Here is a 21,968-nt window from a genome sequence, read left to right as displayed (position 1 = left end):
CCCTCGCCGGCCTCGCCGCTGGAGGCGCCTGCCCGCTCGCCCTTCGCGGCCGCCGCGCCCTCGATCCCCACGCCGATGCCGATCGAGTCCAGCCTCCCCGGTGGGGGCGCCGAGTCGACCCAGTCCTGGGCGCCGGACTGGGCCGCCGACGGCGCCGACTCCTCCGTCTCATCGGCCTCCTCCTGGGCTCCTGAGGCTCCCGAGGCCTCGGAGACCTCGGATGCCTCCAGCGCGGCAGCCGGTTCCTACGCCGCATCGAGTGCGCTGGAGACCCCCTCGACCAGCGCCCCCACCGCGGCCTCCGCCGGCAGGACCGCCGGCGCCGACGGATTCGTGAGCCTGGCGGCCGACGCGCTGGGCGCGGTGCCCTCTGCCAACGAGCCGGAGCCCGCCGCCCCCAGCTATGCCCAGGAGGTGGCTGCCGACGCCTCCGCAGGAGCCTCGTCCGAGCCGGCCTCTGCCGCCGGCGACCTCGCTGTCCGGCTGCCCCACGAAGGCCGCCACGTGGCCTCCTCCGAGGATGATGAGGAGCAGGCCGCCTCCGCCGTCGAGAGCTCCGCGAGCCTGCTGAGCGGATCCGTCGCCTTCGACGAGTCCGGTTCCTACAGCGGAGCCGCCTACAACCAGACCGGCTATGACGGGGACGCCGCCTCCGAGACGGCGGGCGCCGACGCGGCCGGCTTCTCCTTCCCCGCGCTGGGCGGTGACGCCTCCAGCTCCGGGACCACCGACACCGACGGATTCATTGACGCCTCCTCCGTCCCGGCCTCCCAGCCTCTGGGTGAGCCGGAGCCCAGTGCCTTCGCCGTCCCTGGTGAGTACCCCGGGGCCGTGAGCCAGGAGAGCGCGGCGCCGGCCTACTCCGAGCCCTCCTACTCCCAGCCCTCCGTCTCTGAGGACTTCTCCCAGTCCGCTGACGGCTTGTACGCCGCGCCGTCGATGCAGTCCGACTTCCCGGGCGCCGCGGCCCCCGGCACCGCACCGGCGGCGGCCCCCGCCGCGCCTGAGGCTCCGGCTGCTCCCGCCGCTCCGGTTGACCCGCTCGCCGAGCGGCCCGCCCGCCCCGTCAGCGTCGTCTTCGGCCTGGGCGCCAACGTCGGCGGCGTCGTGGACTCCTTGCGCACGGCCGTCCAGAGTCTCAAGGCCGCCGAGGGCATCGAGGTCACGCAGGTGGCACCGCTGGCCCGCACGGTCGCCGTCGTCGCCGAGGGCGCCGAGCCCCAGCCCGACTACCTCAACACGGTGGTCACAGCCATGACGACCCTCTCCCCGCGAGAGCTGCTCGAGGTCTGCCAGTCCCTGGAGACCGCGGCCGGGCGCGTGCGCACCGAGCCGTGGGGCGTGCGCACTCTGGACGTCGACCTGGTTGATGTCGAGGGCGTCACCTCCGCCGACCCGGCCCTGTCCCTGCCGCACCCGCGCGCCGCTGAGCGCGCCTTCGTCCTCGTGCCGTGGAGCCAGGCCGACCCCTTCGCCGAGCTGTCCGGGCGCTCCGTGTCCGAGCTCGCCGAGAACGCCCCCGACCGCGGTGGCCTGCGCTGGCTGGCCTTCGACTGGCTCGACTCCGACGCCCTGCCGGACAAGCCCACCGGCCCCTACGTGGAGCCCCCGGTGGAGCAGGCCGCCGGCGCCGAGCCCGGTCTGGTCTACGACGCCACCCGTGACGAGTCCTCCGTGGCCGACGCCTCCCTGTCCGCCGACTACGCCGGCAGCGTCTCCGACGTCTCATCGGCCGCCGCAGAGCCCGCCGCCCCCGCGCAGCCCCTCAGTGACCAGCCGCAGGCTGAGCCGGCGCCCTTCGATCAGCTGCCGTTCGACTCCTCCAACGAGGCGAACGCCTGGACCGGGCAGGCCCCGCAGGTCGACTCGCCCTACCAGGCCGCCTCGGCCCCTGAGGCGGCCGGGCCGCAGGGCGCCTACGCCCCCGGCCACACGGACGGCCCGGGCGAGTTCCCCAACGACCAGCAGAATGACGCCGCCGGGGACGCCTGGAGGTCCCCGCTCCAGTGGAACGACGTCATCGGCGGTGGCGCCCAGGGGACAGGTCCCCGTCAGGACGTCTGATGCGGCGCACCCGCTGGACCAGTGCCGTCACCTGGTTCATCGCCGCGGCAGTGGCCTCCTGGGTGATCGGTGACCTCCTTCTGCGTCACGTCGGCTGGGTCCCCGTCCTCTCCCCCTGGGGGGCGGTGACCGCGCTGGTCATCGCCGGGATCGTCCTGGTGGCCGGTCTGGCGGTCAGGCGTCTGCGGGCGCGCGAGCACACCTGGATCACCCCTACCGGCGCAGCCACCACGGCCGCCGCCGCCCAGGCCTCAGCCATCGTGGGGGCGGTCCTGGGCGGCGTCTACGGCGGTGGGATCATCCTGGCGCTGGTGACACCGCGCTCGCCGGCCATGACTCACCTGGCCTGGACCTCGACCGGGTGCCTCATCGCCTGCCTCGTGTGGTGCATCATCGGTTTCGTCGTCGAGCAGTGGTGCTCCATCTCCGGTGACGGCGACGACGACGGTGCATCGGGCACCTCCGGGCGGGCCCCCGAAGGACCAGGAGCTCCCGCATGACCAGTCCCGACGCCGTCCCCGCTGCCCCCGCCACCTCCGCCGTCCCGGCCTCCGGCCATGGCTACGAGCCGGCCGTGCGGCCACCTGCCGGCGCCGACCCCTTCGCCCCCGACGGCGTCGTCTTCCACCCGGTCTCGCACCGCCTCATCACCGCCCGCATCCTGGGAGTCGGTCTCCTCTGCGCCGTCCTCATCATCGGCTTCGTCATCCCCGGGGTGCTCTTCTCCTCCGGATTCTTCATCCCGGCGGCGCTCGCCCCGCTCCTGTTCATCTGGCAGCTCTGGCTCATTCCGCGCCAGGTGCGGGCCATGGGCTACGCCCTGGCGGATAACCACCTCCTGTGGCGCCACGGCGTCATGTTCCGCTCCATCACCGTCACCCCGTACGGGCGCATGCAGTTCGTGGACACCTCCCAGGGGCCGCTCGCCCGCCGGCTGGGCATCGCCGAGGTCAGGCTCCACACCGCCTCGGCCAGCACCGACGCCACGATCAACGGGCTGCCGGTGGCCGAGGCCGAGAACCTGCGCCAGGTCCTGTCCCAGCGCGGTGAGGAGAGGATGGCCGGGCTGTGAGCTCCAGCTGGGAGAGCAGGCTGGAGGCCGCCCGGAAGGCGAGGGCGGGGGACTCGGCGGAGAGTGAGCCCACCGCCTCCCGGGACCTGACCCTTCCCGACAACGTCACCTGGCACCGCGTCAGCCTCATCACGCCGCTGCTGGAGGGCTGGAAGATCGTCACCGGTGTCCTCGCCTTCGTCACGGCCCAGAACCTCGACGAGCTGGTGCGCGCCTATCAGTTCATCAGCGAGCACGGCTTCTCCCCGGGCGGTCAGATCGGCTACTACCTGCTCGGTCTGGTCGCACTCATCGTCGTGTGGGCGGGCCTCGGACTGCTCAGCTGGTGGCGGCGCGCCTACGCCGTGGACGCCGACGGCGTCTACCTGCGCTCGGGCATCCTCAGCCGCAAGCTGCGCACAGCCCGTCTGCCTCGCATCCAGTCCGTCGACGTCGTCCACCCCCTGCTCGGACGCCTCTTCGGCCTGGGGAAGCTGACCGTCGAGGTCGCCGGCGGCCGGAACTCGCGGGTCGTCATCGGCTTCCTCACCACCCGTGAGCTCCAGGCCCTGCGTGACCGCATCCTCGACCTGGCCGCCGGACAGATCGACATGCCCGGACCCGCCTCGGAGGACGGTGCCGTCCAAGACAACGGAGCGGGCTACGACACCGGCGGCATCGACGGTCTCGCTTCCACCGCCCGACCCGAGGGCCTCACGCCGGAGAGGGCCACGGGCTCGGAGAGCGCCACTGGCTCCATGCCGCGCTCCCCGCATCTGCGGGCCTCCCACTTCCAGGAATACCCGCTCTACAGCGTCGACGGCGCCACCCTCCTCGGGTCCCTGCTGCGCAGCTCCTCGGTCTATGTGCTCGGGCTGACGATCATCGGCACGCTTGCGGTAGGGATCCTCATCCTCATCACGGACTCCGTGACCGGCGGCGAAGCGTTGACGCTCATCTCGTCCTACATCACGATCGTCATCGCGATGGCGACCATCGTGTGGAGCCACTTCAACAGTGCCTGGAACTTCCACGCCGCCGCCACCCCCAGCGGTATCCGCATGAGCTATGGCCTCACCTCGGAGACCTCCCGGACGCTCCCGCCCGGGCGGGTCCACGGTGTCGGGCTCGTCGGGCCGATCCTGTGGCGCCGCAAGGACTGGTGGAAGGTGAATGTCAACGTGGCCGGCCGCGACGAGAACCCCCATGACGGCCAGACTCGGGAGATCGGCAACCTGCTCCTGCCCGTGGGGAGCCGGGACACCGCCCTGCGCGCACTGTGGCTCGTGGTCCCCGACCTGGGGGTACCCGACCCGGACACTCTGCTCACCCAGGTCCTCACCGGCCGCGACGACGACGGCGTCGGCGACCCGCAGGCCCCTGCGGGCTCGACTGAGCGCGGCTTCGTTCGCCTCAGCCGCAGGGGGCGGCTCTTCCGTCCCCTGACCTGGCGGCGCGCGGCCATTGTCCTCACCGACACCTGTGTCATCATCCGACACGGACGCTGGCGACGGCGAGTCGCCGTCTTCCCCTACGAGCGCATCCAGTCCCTGCGCGTGCGCCAGGGGCCGCTGGCGCGCCGGCGGAGCCTGGCCTCCCTCCGGCTCGACATGGTCGCCCAAGAGGTCCCCACCTCGATCACGAATCTCGACGCCGCCGACGCCAAGGAGCTTGCGGCGAGGATCAGCGAGCGGGCGCTGCGCCGCTCCCGCGCAGAGCAGCTCGACCGGTGGCTCGCGCGCGCCGTCGCCGCCACTCAGGCCGCTGATCCCTCGCAGGTCAGTCCTCGAGCCGCTCCGGGCCCAGGACCTCGCGCAGGCGCAGAGCCTGCTCGATGGTGAGACGCCCGATGGCCTCGCAGCGCTCGGTGGTGGCGGCGGCCAGCTGCCGGTAGGAGGCGACGACGTCGTCGAGACCCCGCCCCTCGCCGTCGCGCAACGAGGAGAGCGCCTCCAGGTGGGAGGCCACTGTTCCGGCGTCGCCCCGGGAGACCGGGCCGGTCAGTCCCGCCTCGCCCTCGTGCAGGGCCCGGTCCAGGGCCGCCGTGAGCAGGGGGCCGAGCGTGGCCGCACCGTCCTCGACCCCGGCGGCCGCCAGCACCCGGACGGCCTGCGTCACCACAGTCAGCAGGTGGTTGGCGCCATGGGCGAGAGCAGCGTGGTAGGTCGGGCGCGCCGACTCCTCCAGGACGAAGGGCTCCCCGCCGAGCTCGACCACCAGCGCCTGCGCGATCGGAAGCACCGCGGCGGGCGCGGTCACGGCCATCGGGCAGCCGACGAGCCGGGACACATCCGTGGAGAACCCGGAGAAGGTCATCGCCGGGTGGATCGCCAGCGGAATCGCCCCGCAGCGCTGAGCCGGTGCGAGCACGGCGGCGCCGTAGCGACCCGAGGTGTGGGCCACCAGCTGGCCCGGCTGCCAGCGCTCCAGGTCCGCCAGCCCCTGGACGAGCGGCTCCAGGGCGTCGTCGGGCACGGCCAGCAGGACCAGCTCGGCGCGCTCGACGATCTCCTCGACCTCCAGAACCGGGACACCCGGCAGCAGCATCTCGGCGCGCTCACGCGAGTCCTCCGAGACCGCGTGGACGCCGACCACCTGGTGCTCCACCGCGCGCAACGCGCAGCCCAGGACCGCCCCGACGCGCCCGGCGGAGATGATGCCAATGCCCAACCGGCCCGGCCTGCTCGGAGTGGCCGGTGCGATCGGGGCACGGCCCACGTGCTCGCCGCCTACGCCGGGACCCGTGCCATCGATGTCGCTCATGCCCCGATGCTCTCATGCCCGCGGCTCCCGGCGGATTCGGCACCGCCCAGCAGGGCGACTAGCGTGGGGCACGTGAGCACCGAATCCGCACCGACGCCCGTTCCCGCCCCCCGATCAACCGGCGCCGCAACCGTCCTCGCCCGCAGCCGAGCCGACCTCGCCTCCGCCCTGGCCGAGTCCCCCGACCCGCGGGCGGTCGTCATGACCATGGGCGCCCTCCACGAGGGCCACTTCGATCTCGTGCGTGAGGCCGCCCGGCGCGTCGGGCCGACCGGCACAGTGGTGGTCACCATCTTCGTCAACCCCCTGCAGTTCGCCCCCACCGAGGACCTCGACTCCTACCCGCGTGACCTCGAGGGCGACCTGGCCGGCCTCGTCCGGACCCTCACCGGCGCCGACGGCTCCCTGGGCGTGGGACGGCTCATCGTCTTCGCCCCCACCCCGGAGGTCATCTACCCGGCCGGGCAGCCGGCGGTGCGCATCGATCCCGGTCCCATCGCCACCGTCCTGGAGGGCCGTACCCGCCCCACCCACTTCGCCGGCGTCTGCCAGGTGGTGCTCACCCTCATGCACCTGACCATGCCGCGCTGGGCGCTGTTCGGCCGCAAGGACGCCCAACAGCTGGCGATCATCGAGTCCATGGTGCGCGACCTCGCCGTCCCGCTGGAGATCGTGCCGGTCGACATCCGCCGCGAGAGCGACGGCCTGGCCATGAGCTCACGCAACGCCTACCTCAGCCCTGAGCAGCGCCGCCAGGCCCTGGCCCTGTCCCGCGCGCTCCACGCCGGCCGGGACGCCGCCGCGCAGGGGGCCGGTTCCGGCACCCGCCCGGATCCCGCTGCCATCCGCCGGGCCGCCCTGGCGTCCCTGGAGGCGGCCGACGGCGTCGAGGTAGACTACGTGGCCCTCGTCGCCCCGGACAGCTTCGAGGACCTGGCCGGCGCCGGTCTCGGCCTGCCGCGCAGAGAGTCGGCGAGGGAGGGGCTGCCCTCCGTGGGCCTACTCGCCGTCGCCGCCCGCGTGGGCACCACCCGCCTCATCGACAACACCCTCATCGACCTGCGCCCCTGACCGCCTCGCTCGGCCGGGGGCTCACGCCGGGCCGGGCGCCGCGAACCGGGCCGGCCCGGCGTGAGGACGCATATGAGTCCCCGAGGACGCACCCTTGAGGAACAGTCCCGGAGCCCTATGGTCGTCCTCGGGAACCGGCGGCCCGGGGCCTGGCCCCGCTCAGGCCCGATTGCGCCTGTCAGGTCGCTCACCCTGTGCCGCACCGTACAGTGCGCCGGGCCCGCCGCCGTCTACGCTGTGCGGCGATGAGCTCCCGCACCCGGACGATGATGACGTCCAAGATTCACCGCGCCACCGTGACGCAGGCCGACCTCGACTACGTCGGCTCCATCACGGTGGACATCGACCTGCTCGAGGCCGCCGACCTGCTGCCCGGCGAGCGCGTCGACATCTGCAACTGCACCAACGGCAACCGCCTGTCCACCTACGTCATCCCCGGCGAGCGCGGAGCCGGAGAGATCTGCGTCAACGGCGCCGCCGCCCACCTGGTCGGCCCCGGCGACGTCGTCATCCTCATCGCCTACTCCCAGATGTCCGACGCCGAGGCCCGCACCTACCTGCCCCACGTCGTCTTCGTCGACGCGGCCAACCGGATCGTGGAGCGGGGCACCGACCCCGGCCAGATCCCGGCCGACTCCGACGTCGCCCGCCTCCAGGGACTGCGTCCCTCCGGCATCCCCCTGGCCGAGGCCCGCGCCTGACCGCTCTGCGGGCCGCCGCCCTACCAGGCCGTCCCGAACCGCCCCCGACACCGCCGTGCTCCGATAAGGTCGGGAAGCATGCTGGGGCAGTTCAAGGACGAGGACATCTACGAGCTCTACACCACTCGAGAGCTGACGATCGAGGGTGTGCGCGCGGCGCTGCCGGACCTCACCGTCGAGGGCAACGACGGGGACGGAACCCACCTGCGCATCCGCGATGGTCACCTGCTGGTCCTCGAGCTGGAGGAGACCTCTCTGGACGTGCAGCTCGACTTCGTCGACTACGTCAAGGAGGTCTCCGGCTACCCCGATCTGCCCTACTGCTACCGGCTCACCTGGCCCAAGAGCTGGTTCCGAGGCGACTCGGCCAGCAAGAGGGCCCTGGCGTCGGCGCAGACCCTCGCCCGCTGGAACGACGGCGTCGTGGCCCTGTTCTTCGAGCACGTGGTACAGCCGCAGGAAGCCCTGTCCGCGCCCCACTTCAATCCCGACGTCTACGAGAAGGACTGGGAGCGGCTTGACGAGGACGTTCAGGTGGTCGAGATGCGGGCCTACGTGCGCGAGTCCGTCTGCCCCGATCCGGTCAAGGCCTGGATGCGCGCCATCTGGCGAGTGGCCCCGCACTGGAGCCCCACCGAGTACACCGGCCAGGCACGCATGCTGCCACTGAGCGAGACCACGATCGAGGCCGCCGATGATCGCAGGTATGTCGATGACGTCGGGGTCTTCCTGACCGGGCCCGCGCCGATCAGTACGGCGACGTTCTTTGGCCTCGAGGAGGATCCTCACGGCATGTACATGGTTGAGTGGGTGGCCGAGCTGGCACCCCTCAGCCCCGGCGACCTGGACCTCCTCCACGAGCTGCTGCTCGAGGCCTGCGACGAGCTCGGCGCCGACCTGGCCTGGGCGCAGGTCCTCGATGGATGGAATCACTCCTACGACGGCGACGTCATGCCCGGCTACCTCAGAGCCGAGCAGCCCCAGTCCCTGGCCGCCGACGGCGTCATCCTGAGTGGGCTTCCCTCCATCCCGGTCCCGTGGTGCTACCTCGGGCCCGACTACACCAGGCTGCTCTCTGCCTTCCTCATTCGCACACCACCCCAGTGGGAGCAGCGCCCCACGGCCCGCGGCACCGCCCTGCGCCTGAGCCGGGTTCCGGTCAAGGGTGAGGCCCTGGGCCCCACCTGGTTCCCGGCCGAGTACTGCGTGTCCGTGCACCGCAGCCGGAAGGGAGAGGAAACCGTGACCGGGGCCGCTGTCGTGCCCACCTGGACCTGACCGGTGGAACCGCCGCCCGGTGTGACCAGGATCGGAGGTGGATCGGGCGTCGTCGGTCCCCAGGGGGCGGTCGGGGAGGGCCGGCGCCGTTAGACTCCTTCATGTGACAGACGAGAGCACCCCCAGCCCTGACCCGACCGCCACCGACGCCGCCGGCACCCAGTCGCCGAAGTCTGCAGACGATTCATCGGCCCAGCCCAAGCAGCCCAAGGCCGACCCGGGCCCGGGCGAGCAGTTCGAGGTCCGCGCAGGCAAGCGCGAGCGCCTGCGCGGCGAGGGCTGGGACCCCTACCCGGTCTCAGTGCCCGTCACCACCACCATCGCTGCCGTGCGCGAGGGCTACGCCCACCTCGAGGCCGGGCAGGAGACCGACGACGTCGTCGGCGTGGCCGGCCGGGTCGTCTTCCTGCGCAACACTGGCCGCCTATGCTTCGTCACCCTCCAGGACGGGGCCGGCACCACCCTGCAGGCCATGCTCTCGGCCAAGGCCCTGCCCGCTGAGGGGCACACCGCGCTCGCGGCCTTCAAGGCCGACGTCGACCTGGGCGACCACCTCTTCGTCCACGGCCGCGTCATCTCCTCGCGCCGCGGCGAGCTGTCCGTCATGGCCGAGCCGGTCCTGCGCGAGGGCGCCGAGGCCGCCTCCGCCGGGGACGACGACGTCGAGGTCCCCGCCTGGCGGATCGCCTCCAAGGCGCTGCGCCCCCTGCCCAAGACCTGGACCAACGAGGCCGGCGAGGCGGTGACGCTCTCGGAGGAGCAGCGCGTGCGCCGTCGTGAGCTCGACCTGCTCACCCGGCCCGCCGCCCGCGACATGGTGCGCACCCGCGCCGCCGTCGTGCGCTCCATCCGCGAGAACTTCTTCCGCCGCGACTACCTGGAGCTGGAGACGCCCATGCTGCAGGTCATTCACGGCGGGGCGGCCGCGCGCCCGTTCATTACCCACATGAACGCCTTCGACATGGATCTCTACCTGCGTATCGCCACGGAGATCTACCTCAAGCGCGCCGTGGTCGGCGGCGTCGACCGCGTCTTCGAGATCAACCGCAACTTCCGCAACGAGGGCGCCGACTCCTCCCACTCCCCGGAGTTCACGGCCCTGGAGGCCTACGAGGCCTACTCCGACTACGACGGCATGGCCGAGCTGACCCGTAACCTCGTCCAGCAGGCGGCCCGCGACGCCTTCGACCTGCCCGAGGGCGGGGAGGTCGTCACGCTGGCCGACGGCACCGAGTACGACCTGTCGGGCGAGTGGGACAAGATCGACCTCTACACCTCCGTCTCCGAGGCCCTCGGCGAGGAGATCACCGTGGAGACCCCGCGCGAGCAGCTGGTCGCCCACGCCGAGAGGATCGGCCTCGAGATCGACGACTACGCCGTGGCCGGCAAGGTCGTCGAGGACATCTTCGAGGAGCTCGTCGGCAACAAGCTGTGGGCGCCCACCTTCGTCTACGACTTCCCCGAGGACACCTCGCCGCTGACCCGCTACCACCGCAGCAAGCCGGGCCTGACCGAGAAGTGGGACCTCTACGTGCGCGGCTTCGAGACCGCCACCGCCTACTCCGAGCTCGCCGACCCCGTGGTCCAGCGCGAGCGCTTCGAGGCCCAGGCGCTCGCGGCCGCCAAGGGCGACCCCGAGGCCATGGTGCTGGACGAGGACTTCCTCGTGGCCATGGAGCAGGGCTTCCCGCCGTCGGGCGGCATGGGCATGGGCATCGACCGCCTCCTCATGGTGCTCACCGGTCAGGGCATCCGCGAGACCATCACCTTCCCGCTGGTCAAGCGGAGCTGACCCATACTCGGCCTCCCGCGCCGGCCGATCATCGCCGCCTCCGAGCAGGTGATGATCGGCCGGTGTTCTGTCATGGCAGCCCGACGGGCCTCAGCAGGCCTAGTACCCGGTAGTCCCCAGGCGGCGCTGGGCGGCCTCGAGCTCGGCGCGCAGGTAGGCGTTCTCCTGCTGGAGCTGGGCGATGTACTGGTCCCGCTGGGTGATCGCCTCGGCGTACTGGGGGTCGCTCATCGCTCCGCCGCCTCCCGGGACGGTCCCTGCCCCGGTGGTGTAGCCGGCATTCCCGTACGCCCCGGGCGCTGATCCGTAACTCGTGTCCGCCCCGTAGACACTGCCGTTCAGCCGCGCCTCCATGGTCTCCATGGTGGCCACGACCGTATCCAAGAAGGCGTCGACATCCGGCTGCTCGTACCCTTCTCGGAACTTGGATGTCTTGAACCGTATGTTCCTGACGTCCTGGGAGGTCAGAAGTATCTCCGCCTCCTGGTGAGAACCGGTAGTCGCTCCCGGTGCCATTCCAAGGCGCTCCTCGAGTCCCCGCAGCGTGGTGGTCACCTCGTCGAGGAACTCGTCGACCTCGTCCTGAACGTATCCCTCACGGAGTCTCGTGCTATCGAACTTCACGTTGAGGACGTCATCGGATGTCAGTAGCGTCATGCTCGCCTACCCCCTGTTATTGGATTCTGCTCGCCGTCCTGGTCGTCGACCCGCAGCCCCAGGTGCTGAGCCAAGAGCGGCGCGAGCTCGGTGAGCTGCTCGCCGCTGACGGTCGCCCCACCCAAGGAGTCGACGCCGCTGACCACCCTCATCTCCAGCCCCCGCAGGTCGACATCGCTCAGGCTCCCACCGCGCAGGCGCAGTGTGCCCACCTGGCAGTCCTCGAAGCGGACCCGCTCTGCTTCGATGTCGCTCAGGTCCAGCTCGTCGATCCGGGTGCCCCGGATGAGGAGGTCGCGCACAGCGGTCCCGGCGAGGTTGGCGAAGCCCAGACGGCAGTCCTCAACGAGGACGGACTCGACATCGGCGTCGTAGAGCTCCCAGGCCCCGATACGGGAGTCGACCAACTCCACCGTTCGCCATGTGGAGCGCGGGCTGTGAAGGTACGTGGCACTCAGGCGCTCCAGGCGACAGTCGACCAGCCGTGCGGCGGCCAGGTCGGTGTCGTTGGCGAAGACCTCCGAGAACCGGCAGCTCAGCAGGCTGATCGCGGACAGGTCCGAACCGCTCAGGTCCGCCTCGGCCAGCTGCAGATCCTCGACCATCCCACCGGCGGCCAGTTCATCGGCCGCGCCGTCACGCAGGCGACCGAGGCCCGGTGCCGCGAGGACCGGCGGCTTCGGGGAGGCTGCGATGGAGGAGCCTGCGGCCGTGTCGGTCCGTTCTGCGGTCATGGACATGTTCTATCGCAGATCGGCTCCGGGCACCGGGGGTTGTTCTCCCCGGTGCCCGGACGTGACGGAGGGACTCGTGTCCAAATCTGTGACAAAGGAGCTCCGAGGCCATTACTCCGCCGAAAGGAACCTCGGAATCATGCGGTTTTCTTTTCCGCAACTGAGGGTGATCGCGGCCTTTGTCACCGACATGGACACCATGAACCGCCGCTACTCGAATCGGACGGTGGTGCCGGCCAGCATCCGCCTGCCGTAGCGGGCGCTGGCCAGGGTCGCCGCCACCACCAGCGCCAGGCACGCCCCCAGCACCAACCAGTAGCCGCTGCTGGGCCAGCTGATACGGCGCCCTGATACCCCACCGATCAGCGACCACGCGGTCAGCCAACCCAGCCCGATGCTCATGGCCAGGGCGGTGGCCGTCGGCAGCGCCGTCTCGTAGGAGACCATGGAGCGCAGCGTTGCCGCCGGCATGCCGACCAGTCGCAGCAGGCCGAGGACCCGCCGGCGCCCCAGCAGCGCCGCCACCGTCGACACCCCGAGCGAGACCGCGGAGATGCCCGCGGCGATGAGGATGCCGATGTAACCGAGCTGGGCGAATTGGTTCTCCATGGCACTGCCCTCGAGGGCCCGAATCGAGCTGGGTGAGGTCGGGGAGGTACCCGGGGCCAGGCCGGAGGTGGCCAGAGCGGTGCGGGCCCGCTCGACTGCTCCGGGGCTGGCCGGGTCGGTGCCCACCAGGAGGACGGGAGCGCCTTGCTCATGGGCGGTTTTCAGCTCCCCGGCACTGACCGGTGACGGCGAGGCGGCGGCATTCTCATACAACCACCGGGTGCTGATGCTCACCGCGCCATCGGGGGCCGCCACGTGCGGCGCCCCGAGTGCCTCGGCCTTGTCGGCCTCGAGGATGACCTGACTGTCCTGCGTGCTGTCTCCACGGATCCTCCCCGCGGCGACCGTCGTCACCCCGGGTACGCCGGAGAGCCGGTCGACGGCGCTGTCCAGTACGCCCTCGTCTCTGACCGTCGGCATCACCTCGAGTGTCGTGGGGCTCAGGTGCCCACCGCCCTGCGTGACGTCACGGGTTCCCGCAGCGGCCGTGATGGCGACGGCGAACACCGTCATGGCGTAGACGGCGATGACGACGCCCGCCACCGCTCGGAAGACTGCCCGAGGGTGCTGAGTGATCCGGTTGAAGCCGATGACCTGCGCCGCCGAGCGGGCCAGTGCCCGACCTCCTTGCGCCACCCACCAGGTCAGGACCGGCCCGGCCCACAGCAGCCCCAGCATCGCGCACAGGAAGGAGGCGGGCAGCAGGTAGATGGTCAGATCGGAGTCCTGACGGGCCACCGCCGGAGTGCTGACCAGACCCGCAGTCCCCAGGATCACGGGCACCAACGAGATGAGGCGCGGGCGGCGCTCGGTGCGTTCTCGGGACCCGCCCAGAGGGCCGAGGTCGGCCCGTCGCGTGCGCCACCAGGCCACGGCCGCCGCCCCCGCGGTGGTCACGACGACGGCGAGGACCGCGTTGACCGGTGAGCGCAGCAGGTCGGAGTAGTAGAAGCGACTGGACCTCAGCGTGATCTGCGCGGCCACGGGGATCATGACCAGGTAGAGGCCCACGCCCGCCAGGGCGCCGACGAAGGTGGTGGCCCCGATCTCCAGGGCCGCGGTGCGGGCCACCTGCTGCGGTGTGGCCCCGATGAGGCGCAGTGTGGCGAAGCGCTCGGCCCTCTGCGCCGCCCCCAGGTCCGTGACGATCCCGACGAGCAGCAGCGCGGGCACGAGCACCGCGATGGCACCGATGAGCGTGGCGATCCGATACGCCTCATTCTCGTAGGGGATGCCCTGGAAGGAGGTGACCACCTGGGGCGGGATGTAGAACTCGGAGGCGGCCACGGTCCCCAGGTCCGTCCCGACGACGGCCACCAGCGAGTCCGGGCCCTCGACGGCCTCGGGGGCCAGGACACCCACCTGCTTGCCATAGCGGTCGCCGAGCTGGTCGGCGGGGAGGGAGGAGATGCGCTTGGCCAGGGCCGGCGAGGCCAGGTACTCGCCCCGCTTCGGGACGACATCGGCCCCCGGGATCCTCACTGAGGTGGTGCCTGACTCCGGCAGGGCCACCCGTAGAAGCGTGATCGGCCTGTCGCCGACGATGTCGACGTTGCTGGCGACTGCCAGCTCGTTGTCTGTGAGGACATGATCGGGCTGGAGGTCCGTGTGGTTCGACTGCTGGGAAAGGCCGGGCATGAGCGCGGTGGACCCCCAGCTGGAGCGCATGCTGCGCTCAGGGAAGGCCTGGGCGGCGGCCAGCAGCATGAGGAACAGGGCCACTCCCACCATGACGCCGGCGACGATCCCGGCCAGGCGGCGTCGGGCGGAGCGGTCGTTGGCGACGAGCAGCCGGGTCAGGGCGATACGGCTCATGACCGGCCCCCGGTAGCGGCGTGCCCGGGCTCCTTTGGTCCGACCACGGCGTGTGTGGCCCCGGGACCGATGCGACCGTCGCGCACGGTGACCTCCCGGTCGGCGTAGGCGGCGATGCGCGCATCATGGGTGATGATGACCAGGCCGGCACCTCGGGAGCGCACCGAGTTCAGGAGCACCTCCATGGTCCGCTCGGCGGCCAGGGAGTCCAGGGAGCCGGTGGGCTCGTCGGCGAAGAGGAGGTGCGGGTTGGTCACCAGTGCCCGCGCGACGGCGGCCCGCTGCGCCTGCCCGCCCGAGAGCTGGGTGGGGCGCTTGTCCAGGTGCTCGCTCAGCCCCAGCTCACCGAGGGTCTCGCGGGCCTGGGCCAGAGCCTTCCGGCGCGAGGCGCCCGCCAGAAGCAGAGGGATGGTGACGTTGTCCAGGGCGGAGAGGTCCGGCAGGAGCTGGCCGAATTGGAAGATGAAGCCGAACTCCTTCAGGCGCAGGCGGCTGCGGGCCGACTCGTCGAGGGCCGCGATGTCCTGCGGCGTATCGCCTCCGTGATAGTCGACGCGTCCGGCGTCGGGCACGAGGACCCCAGCCATGACGTGCAGGAGCGTTGACTTTCCCGAGCCCGACGGGCCGGTGACGGCCAGGACCTCACCGGCCAGGACATCCAGGTCGACGCCGCGCAGCGCGTGGGTCTGCCCGAAGCTCATCTCCAGGCCGCGGGCGCGCATGATGACCTTGTCCGGCGGGTCCGCCTCCCCCCGATCTGGCGTGGGGAGGACATCGGCGGCCGTGGAGGTGGTGGCGTTCATGAGTGCACCTCCTCACGCAGCTCGCTCAGGCGGGCCGCAGTGGTCTCCATCCAGCGCAGGTCGGCCTCGATGTGGAACAGGGCATGGTCGGCCAGCAGCACCGTGCGCAGGTCGCCGTCCTGCTTGAGGCGGGTCAGCTCGCGCATACGCGCCATGTGCTCGGCGCGCTGGAGGTCGAGGAGGCGCCCGGCGTCGTCGTCGAGCATGAGAGCGATGACGGTCTTGGCGAAGATATTGGCCTGGACGTCACCGGCGGGGGCCACCGGAGTCAGCAGCCACTGCTCGACGCTCTGGCGCCCGGCATCGGTGACCTCGTAGCGCTTGCGCTCCGGCCCGGCGCCGGGCTCGGTCTCGACCTGCGTGATGAGCCCGTCGCGCACCAGTCGGGCGAGCGTGGCGTAGACCTGACCATAGGCCAGCGGCTTGGAGGCGGCGAACCAGTGGTCCCAGGAGCGCTTGAGGTCGTAGCCGTGACCCGGCCCGGCGCTGAGCAGTCCAAGAAGAGTGAGTCGGGATTCCATGTCCACAACTATACGCCGAGTGTATACACCGACGACATACTCCGTGGGGACGATGTTCTCGAACTTGCCCATGCTGCTGGGTGGAGTCGACGCGATGATTAAACCGACAGGCCAGTCCAGGTTTGACAGACCCCAGCCGGCGTCTTAGGTTAGGTTTACCTTTGCATATCTGGCGTGGGGAGAGTGGATGCCGATCGAGGTCCTCGGAGACCGTCTTCGCCCCCGTTCTCAGAGGGTGACGGAGGTGAGTGCTCGCGTGGTCGTACGCCGTTCGGCCATCCTTCTGACCGCAGCCATCCTGCTGGCCCTGTGCATCCTGGCCTCCCTGTTCATCGGCTCCTCCAGGATCCCCGCCGACCAGGTCGCCCACTACCTGCTCCACCCCGACGCCTCCAACGTCAGCTACAACATCAACGTCCTGCGTGTGCAGCGCACCATCATCGGCGTGCTTGTCGGGACCGCCCTGGCGGTGGCCGGTGCGGTCATGCAGGCCGTCACCCGCAACCCCCTGGCCGAGCCCGGGCTGCTCGGCGTCAACGCCGGCGCCTCGCTGGGCATCGTCCTGGGTACCGCCGCGCTGGGCGTGCTCCCGATCACCGACCAACTGGCCCTGGCGGCGGGAGGAGCCCTGGTGGCGACCGCGCTCGTCCAGGTCATCGGCATGATCGGCGCCTCGACCTCCTCGCCGGTGCGCCTAGTGCTCATCGGTGTCGCCTTCTCGGCCTTCGCCGGGGCGGTCATCCGCGGCGTCGTGCTGACGATGCCGAACCTGTTCCGCACCTTCATCGACTGGGAGGTCGGCTCCCTGACCCGCACCGACATCCCCCTGCTGCCCATGACGGTCCTCGTGGTCCTGGGAACCGGCGCGGCCCTCCTCCTGGCCGGGTCGCTGGACAACATCGCCCTGGGCGACGACGTCGCCGCCGCGCTGGGCACCCGGGTCGGCCTCGTGCGGGGCCTGAGCCTGGTGGTCATCACGCTCCTGTGCGCCACGGCCACCACGGTGGCCGGCCCCATCGGGTTCGTCGGACTCATGGCCCCGTTGACGGCCTCCTGGCTCATGGGGCCCCACCGGGGCTGGATCGTGACCCTGTGTGCACTGGGCGGTCCCGTCGTCGTCCTGGCAGCCGACGTCCTGGGCCGCGTCCTGGCCCGCCCCGGCGAGATGCAGGTCGGTCTGCTGACGGCCTTCGTCGGCTCGCCCGTCTTGCTGCTCATGGTCCTGCGAATGAAGGACCGGAACTCATGAGGGGAATCAGACTGAGCCCTGCCGCCTCTCCGGCGCGTCGCCGCGCCGCCACCGGCACGCGCCGTGGTCTCCACGTGGGGGCCGACGCCGGACGCCTGTGGATCGTCGTCGGACGCTGGTCGGTGCTCATCACCCCGCGCCACGTCATCGTCGGCCTCATGCTGCTGGTGCTCAGCCTCGCAGTGGCCGTGGCCGCCCTGCGCCTGGGGAAGTTCCCCGTCTCCACCCAGGAGGCCATCGACGCGCTCCAGGGGCAGGGGCGCAGGATCGTTCAGGTCGTCATCGTCAAGTGGAAGCTGCCCCGGATCGTGCTGGGGCTCGTGGCGGGTTTGGCCCTGGGCGTGGCCGGGGCCGTCTTCCAGACCATCACCCGCAACCCCCTGGGCTCACCCGACCTCATCGGTTTCAGCACGGGCGCGCAGACCGGGATCCTGGTCAGTGTCCTCCTTCTACCCGGATCCATGCTTTCCGCCTCCCTGGCCTCCTTCATCGGCGGGGCCGCCGTGGGGGCGGTGACCTACCTCGTCTCCCTGCGCGGCGGATTCACCGGCCTGCGCTTCATCCTCGTGGGGATCGCCATCAGCTCCATGCTCGTCTCCGTCAACCGCTGGCTGCTGGTGCGGGTCGACGACGACGAGGGCCTGGGCGCCCTCAAGGCCATCACCGGAACCCTCGGGGCCGCACGGTGGCCGGTGGTGGCCCCGACCTGCTTGGCCATCGGGGTCACCGTGGTCCTCACCCTGTTGGCCTCCCGGCACCTGCAGGTCCTGTGCCTGGGGGAGCAGGTGGCCACCGTCCTGGGCAGCCCCACCCGCCGCGCCAGTGCCCTCCTCATCCTGCTGGGCACCGTGCTGGTGGCGGTGGTGACGATGGCGGCCGGACCCATTGGCTTCGTGGCCCTCGTGGCGCCCCACCTGGCCCGGTTCCTCACCGGCTCCCCTCAGTCCCCGCTGCTCGTGAGCGGCCTGACCGGGAGCCTCCTGCTGGTGGGTGCCGACCTGCTCAGCCAGCTGGTGCTCGAGTCGATGCCCGTGAGCGTGGTGACCAACGCCGTCGGCGGTCTCTACCTCATGGTGGCGCTGACAGTGGCTGCGCGCGGAAGGAGATCCCTGTGACCGACTTGCCCTCCACCGATCTGAACGCCGGCGCCGGACCAGCTGCCTCCGAGGCTCGGCTGGCCGCCCGGGGTGCGACCATCGCTTACGAGAGCCACGTGGTCTCCCGGGACCTCGACGTCGACGTCCCGGCCGGCGTCTTCACCGCCATCGTGGGGCCCAACGCCTGTGGGAAGTCCACGCTGCTGCGCGCCCTGGCCCGGTTGCACCGGCCCACCAAGGGGGTTGTTCTCCTCGATGGCGCTGACATCGCCCGCCTGGGCACCAAGGAGGTCGCCCGCAGGGTCGGCCTGCTGCCCCAGAGCGCCACCGTGCCCGGCGGCATGCTGGTGCGCGACCTCGTGGCCCGTGGTCGCTTCCCCCATCAGGGCCTGTTCCGTCAGTGGTCGCGGCAGGACAGGCAGGCCGTCGAGGAGGCCATGGAGATGGTGGGAGTCACCGATCTGGCCGCCCGCCCCGTCGACGAGCTCAGCGGTGGTCAGCGCCAGCGCGTGTGGATCGCCCTGGCCCTGGCCCAGGGCACCGAGACGATCCTCCTGGACGAGCCCACCACCTTCCTCGACCTGGCCCACCAGGTCGACATCCTCCAGCTGTGCCGCCGCCTCAACGCCGACGGTCGCACGGTGGTGGCCGTCCTGCACGATCTCAACCAGGCGGCGCGCTGCGCCGAGCACATGATCGTCATGCACGACGGCCGGGTCCGCACCACCGGCTCCCCGCGCAGGATCCTCACCGAGGACCTCATCAAGGAGGTCTTCGGTCTGGCGGTCGTCATCGCCCCCGACCCGGTGGCCGGCACCCCCATGGTCGTTCCCCGTCACCTGGGCGCGGTCACGCCGGCCGACCCTGATCCTGCTACGGCCCCCGCCGCTCCCGGCGACTCCGCCGGAGGTCCGGCACCACAGCCTTCTGCCGAGCCCGTCTCGGCAGGAACCAGCCCGACTGCTCGCTCCCAGCAGGACGGACAAGAAAGGAACACAGACAGATGAACGTATCCTCGCGGCGTGCCAGCCGCCTGAGGCAGGGCCTCCTCGCCGTGGCAGCCATGGTGCTGAGCACCGGCCTGGTGGCCTGCGGCTCCTCCAACAGCTCGACCTCCACCTCCACCGCCGCCGGCTCCGCAGGGGCTTCCGGCGCAGCCTCGGCCGGAGGAGCCTCCGGTGCCGCCTCGGCCGGGGCCTCCACCAAGGCCACCTGGCCGGTCACCATCAAGGGGGACGACGGCGTCGACGTCGAGATCAAGGCCGAGCCCAAGAGCATCGTGTCCACCTCCGTGACCCTGACCGGATCGCTCCTGGCCCTCGATGCCCCGGTGGTCGCCTCGACGCCGGCCAAGAAGAAGGACGAGAAGACCGACGACAACGGCTTCTTCACCCAGTGGTCCAAGCAGGCCACCGACAAGGGCGTCAAGGCCATTGACGGCACCGAGGACAACCTCGCCCAGACGGTCGCCGGCGACAACCCCGACCTCATCATCGTCGCCAAGACGGGGCAGGACTCGGCCGTCAAGGTCGTCGAGAGCCTGCGCCAGCTCGAGGTCCCCGTCCTCGTCATCGACTACGGATCGCACTCCTGGCAGGACGTCACCAAGACCCTGGGCCAGGCCACCGGCCGCCAGGCCAAGGCCGACGCCGTCATCAAGGACTACACCTCCAAGGCGGAGAAGGCCAAGGGCGCCATCGCCGTCCCGAAGGGGGCGACGTCGGTCTTCACAGTCCCCGGGGACGGCACCAAGGGCGCCAACGCCTTCACCGAGGAGGCCCCGCAGGTCCAGCTCCTCAAGGACCTGGGCTTCACCATCGCCACTGTCCCCGACAGCGTCAAGGGCGATCAGTCCATGGGCGATCGCAAGGACATCGTCCAGCTCTCGCCGGAGAACGTCCAGGCGGGACTCACCGGTGAGAACTGGGTCGTCATCGCCGCCGACGAGACCGCGAAGAACGCCGTCACCACCAACGAGACCTTCAGCTCGGCGGCCCCGGTGACCGGCGGCAAGGTGCAGTACATGCCGCCCTCGTCCTTCCGGCTGGACTACTACTCGGCCCTCGAGATGCTCGAGGCCGTCCAGAAGGCCTACCCCAAGGCCTCCTGAACCGCTGACGACCTGAGTGTCAGCGCACTGGTGCCCCGGGCTCTCGGCCCGGGGCACCACGTATATCGACGACATCGACCCTCGCGGTCGAGCACTGCTCGGGGACGGGCCCCTCAGCCCCAGGCGACCGAGTAGTACTGAGTCTCCTGGAACTCACGGATCCCCTCGCGCGCGCCCTCACGCCCGATACCGGACTGCTTGACGCCCCCGAAGGGGGCAGCGGGATCGGATACGAGCCCACGGTTGACGCCGACCATCCCGACCTCCATGCGCTCGGCCAGGCGCAGTGCCCACCCGAGGTCGCGGGAGAAGACGTAGCCCGACAGCCCGTAGTCCGTATCGTTGATCCACGTCAGCAGCTCGTCCTCGTCGTCCCAGGTGACGATCGGGGCGACGGGGCCGAAGATCTCGGTGCGCACGATCTCCGCGTCGGGGGCGACATTCGTCAGGACCCGCACCGGTACGAACGCTCCCGGAGACTCCCGGGGCCAGGAGGACTCGGCATAGACGACGGCGCCCCCGGCCACCGCCCCGTCCACCAGGGCGTTGATCTTGTCGCGGGCAGCCGGTGTCACCAGGGGGCCGATCTGGTTCGCCTCGTCCGCCAGGGCCGGCCCCACCCTCAGGTCGCGGACGACGGCGGAGAACTTCTCGGTGAACTCCTGGGCGACGTCGCGGTGGACGTAGAAGCGGTTGGCGGCCGTGCAGGCTTCGCCCCCGCCTCGGAGCTTGGCCTGAACGGCACCCGTCACCGCGGCGTCGATATCGGCGTCGGCCGCCACCACGAAGGGTGCGTTGCCCCCGAGCTCCATGGACGACACCAGGACCTTCTCCGCCGCCTGCTTCATGAGCACACGACCGACCTGGGTGGAACCGGTGAAGGAGACGGCTCGGACCCGGGAGTCCTCGAGCCACGTCGTCGAGACCTCCACGGAACGGCTCGAGGGCACGATGTTCACCACGCCCGCGGGCACGCCGGCCTGCTGGATCAGATGTCCCAGTGCCACCGCTGTCAGGGGCGTGAGGGACGCGGGACGGAGCACCACCGTGCACCCGGCGGCCAGGGCCGGGGCGATCTTGCGGGTCCCCATCGCCGCCGGGAAGTTCCAGGGGGTGATCATGGCGACCACCCCGATCGGGCGGTGCGTGACGATCGTCCGGGTCCCGCCTGCCGGGGAGGAGCCGAAACCGCCCTCGGTGCGCACGGCTTCCTCGGAGAACCATCGGAAGAACTCCGCCGCGTAGAGGACCTCCGCCCTGGCGTCGTCCAGGGACTTGCCGTTCTCGGCGCTGATGAGCACCGCGAGCTCCTCGGTCTGTCCCACCATGAGGTCGAACAGGGTCCGCAGCAGCTCTGCGCGCTGCCGGGGCGGGGTGGTGCTCCAGGCAGGCAGCGCCTCGGAGGCCGCGTCGACGGCGCGTGCGGCATCCACCGGAGTCGCATCTGTGCAGCGTGCGAATACGGCGTTGCTGGCGGGGTCGACGACGTCGAAGGTTCCGCCGTCGGAGGCTGCCGTCATCCGCCCGCCCAGGAGCATCCCCTCCTCGGGGCGGATCCTGTGCAGGTAGTCGGCCAGAGCCGGGTGGGCTCCGAGGGTGGTGTACGCCGCTGTGTCAGTTGCCGCGCCGGGTCGTGTGTCAGCCATGGTTGTG

At 71.0% G+C, this 21,968-nt stretch carries 19 protein-coding genes; 12 read left to right on the top strand and 7 right to left on the bottom strand.

Features of this window, described 5'->3' with window-relative positions:
* The 4 genes from folK to RIV12_RS09280 form a co-directional block, all read left to right on the top strand.
* A partial coding sequence (gene folK, locus RIV12_RS09295; RefSeq protein WP_309323353.1) for a 2-amino-4-hydroxy-6-hydroxymethyldihydropteridine diphosphokinase occupies window positions 1–2,064 on the top strand: 2,064 nt, incomplete at its 5' end.
* Window positions 2,064–2,564, top strand: a complete 501-nt coding sequence (locus tag RIV12_RS09290) for a DUF3180 family protein (RefSeq protein ID WP_075418136.1) — start codon at window positions 2,064–2,066, stop codon at window positions 2,562–2,564. The genes folK and RIV12_RS09290, both read left to right, overlap by 1 nt.
* On the top strand, window positions 2,561–3,136 hold the full coding sequence (locus RIV12_RS09285) for a PH domain-containing protein (RefSeq protein WP_309323351.1): 576 nt from the start codon (window positions 2,561–2,563) through the stop codon (window positions 3,134–3,136). The genes RIV12_RS09290 and RIV12_RS09285 overlap by 4 nt, the downstream gene beginning before the upstream one ends.
* On the top strand, window positions 3,133–4,956 hold the full coding sequence (locus RIV12_RS09280; RefSeq protein ID WP_309323349.1) for a PH domain-containing protein: 1,824 nt from the start codon (window positions 3,133–3,135) through the stop codon (window positions 4,954–4,956). The genes RIV12_RS09285 and RIV12_RS09280 overlap by 4 nt, the downstream gene beginning before the upstream one ends.
* Here RIV12_RS09280 and RIV12_RS09275 read toward each other — a convergent pair.
* The gene (locus tag RIV12_RS09275) at window positions 4,895–5,878 is read right to left on the bottom strand and encodes a Rossmann-like and DUF2520 domain-containing protein (RefSeq protein WP_309323347.1); all 984 of its coding nucleotides are present in this window, start codon (window positions 5,876–5,878) and stop codon (window positions 4,895–4,897) included. The two genes, RIV12_RS09280 and RIV12_RS09275, sit on opposite strands and share 62 nt — an antisense overlap.
* 63 nt (window positions 5,879–5,941) lie before the next feature.
* Between RIV12_RS09275 and panC the strand changes: the two genes are divergently transcribed.
* The 4 genes from panC to RIV12_RS09255 all read left to right on the top strand — a co-directional run bounded on the left by panC (window position 5,942) and on the right by RIV12_RS09255 (window position 10,720).
* Window positions 5,942–6,949 (top strand): pantoate--beta-alanine ligase, encoded by a 1,008-nt coding sequence (gene panC / locus RIV12_RS09270; RefSeq protein WP_309323345.1) that lies wholly within the window; start codon window positions 5,942–5,944, stop codon window positions 6,947–6,949.
* Window positions 6,950–7,194: 245 nt separating this feature from the next.
* Entirely contained in the window at window positions 7,195–7,650 is a 456-nt protein-coding gene (gene panD, locus RIV12_RS09265; RefSeq protein WP_309323343.1) for an aspartate 1-decarboxylase, read from the top strand.
* Between the two features lie 78 nt (window positions 7,651–7,728).
* Window positions 7,729–8,928, top strand: coding sequence for a hypothetical protein (locus RIV12_RS09260; RefSeq protein ID WP_075418139.1), 1,200 nt, complete (start codon window positions 7,729–7,731; stop codon window positions 8,926–8,928).
* 103 nt (window positions 8,929–9,031) lie between these two features.
* Window positions 9,032–10,720: a lysine--tRNA ligase gene (locus RIV12_RS09255; protein WP_309323341.1), complete on the top strand. Its 1,689-nt coding sequence runs from the start codon at window positions 9,032–9,034 to the stop codon at window positions 10,718–10,720.
* Window positions 10,721–10,819: 99 nt separating this feature from the next.
* Here the strand turns inward: RIV12_RS09255 and RIV12_RS09250 are convergent, their stop codons facing one another.
* From RIV12_RS09250 to RIV12_RS09230, 5 genes are all read right to left on the bottom strand, one after another.
* Window positions 10,820–11,377, bottom strand: a complete 558-nt coding sequence (locus RIV12_RS09250) for a DivIVA domain-containing protein (protein ID WP_309323339.1) — start codon at window positions 11,375–11,377, stop codon at window positions 10,820–10,822.
* Entirely contained in the window at window positions 11,374–12,111 is a 738-nt protein-coding gene (locus RIV12_RS09245) for a pentapeptide repeat-containing protein (RefSeq protein ID WP_309323337.1), read from the bottom strand. Before RIV12_RS09245 ends, RIV12_RS09250 begins: the two co-directional genes overlap by 4 nt.
* 210 nt (window positions 12,112–12,321) lie before the next feature.
* Window positions 12,322–14,535, bottom strand: a complete 2,214-nt coding sequence (locus RIV12_RS09240; RefSeq protein WP_309323335.1) for an FtsX-like permease family protein — start codon at window positions 14,533–14,535, stop codon at window positions 12,322–12,324.
* A complete protein-coding gene (locus RIV12_RS09235; RefSeq protein ID WP_008733072.1) occupies window positions 14,532–15,338 on the bottom strand; it encodes an ABC transporter ATP-binding protein in 807 nt (268 codons plus the stop codon). The genes RIV12_RS09240 and RIV12_RS09235 overlap by 4 nt, the downstream gene beginning before the upstream one ends.
* Entirely contained in the window at window positions 15,335–15,859 is a 525-nt protein-coding gene (locus tag RIV12_RS09230; protein WP_075418173.1) for a PadR family transcriptional regulator, read from the bottom strand. The genes RIV12_RS09235 and RIV12_RS09230 overlap by 4 nt, the downstream gene beginning before the upstream one ends.
* 235 nt (window positions 15,860–16,094) lie before the next feature.
* On the opposite strand from RIV12_RS09230, the gene RIV12_RS09225 reads away from it, so the two are divergent.
* The 4 genes from RIV12_RS09225 to fepB are packed head-to-tail and all read left to right on the top strand — an operon-like array spanning window position 16,095 to window position 20,315.
* Window positions 16,095–17,108, top strand: coding sequence for a FecCD family ABC transporter permease (locus tag RIV12_RS09225; protein WP_309323359.1), 1,014 nt, complete (start codon window positions 16,095–16,097; stop codon window positions 17,106–17,108).
* Entirely contained in the window at window positions 17,105–18,223 is a 1,119-nt protein-coding gene (locus RIV12_RS09220; RefSeq protein ID WP_075418145.1) for a FecCD family ABC transporter permease, read from the top strand. The genes RIV12_RS09225 and RIV12_RS09220 overlap by 4 nt, the downstream gene beginning before the upstream one ends.
* Window positions 18,220–19,212, top strand: coding sequence for an ABC transporter ATP-binding protein (locus tag RIV12_RS09215; protein WP_309323332.1), 993 nt, complete (start codon window positions 18,220–18,222; stop codon window positions 19,210–19,212). Before RIV12_RS09220 ends, RIV12_RS09215 begins: the two co-directional genes overlap by 4 nt.
* Window positions 19,209–20,315 (top strand): Fe2+-enterobactin ABC transporter substrate-binding protein, encoded by a 1,107-nt coding sequence (gene fepB / locus RIV12_RS09210; protein ID WP_309323330.1) that lies wholly within the window; start codon window positions 19,209–19,211, stop codon window positions 20,313–20,315. The genes RIV12_RS09215 and fepB overlap by 4 nt, the downstream gene beginning before the upstream one ends.
* A 113-nt stretch (window positions 20,316–20,428) precedes the next feature.
* On the opposite strand, the gene RIV12_RS09205 is transcribed toward fepB, so the two are convergent.
* A complete protein-coding gene (locus RIV12_RS09205) occupies window positions 20,429–21,961 on the bottom strand; it encodes an NAD-dependent succinate-semialdehyde dehydrogenase (protein WP_309323329.1) in 1,533 nt (510 codons plus the stop codon).
* Window positions 21,962–21,968: the final 7 nt, after the last annotated feature.

The sequence above is a fragment of the Actinomyces stomatis genome, from assembly GCF_031292835.1.
Taxonomy (GTDB): domain Bacteria; phylum Actinomycetota; class Actinomycetes; order Actinomycetales; family Actinomycetaceae; genus Actinomyces; species Actinomyces stomatis.
The sequence above is the reverse complement of the archived record's forward strand: the minus strand, read 5'-3'. Positions and strand labels throughout refer to the sequence as shown.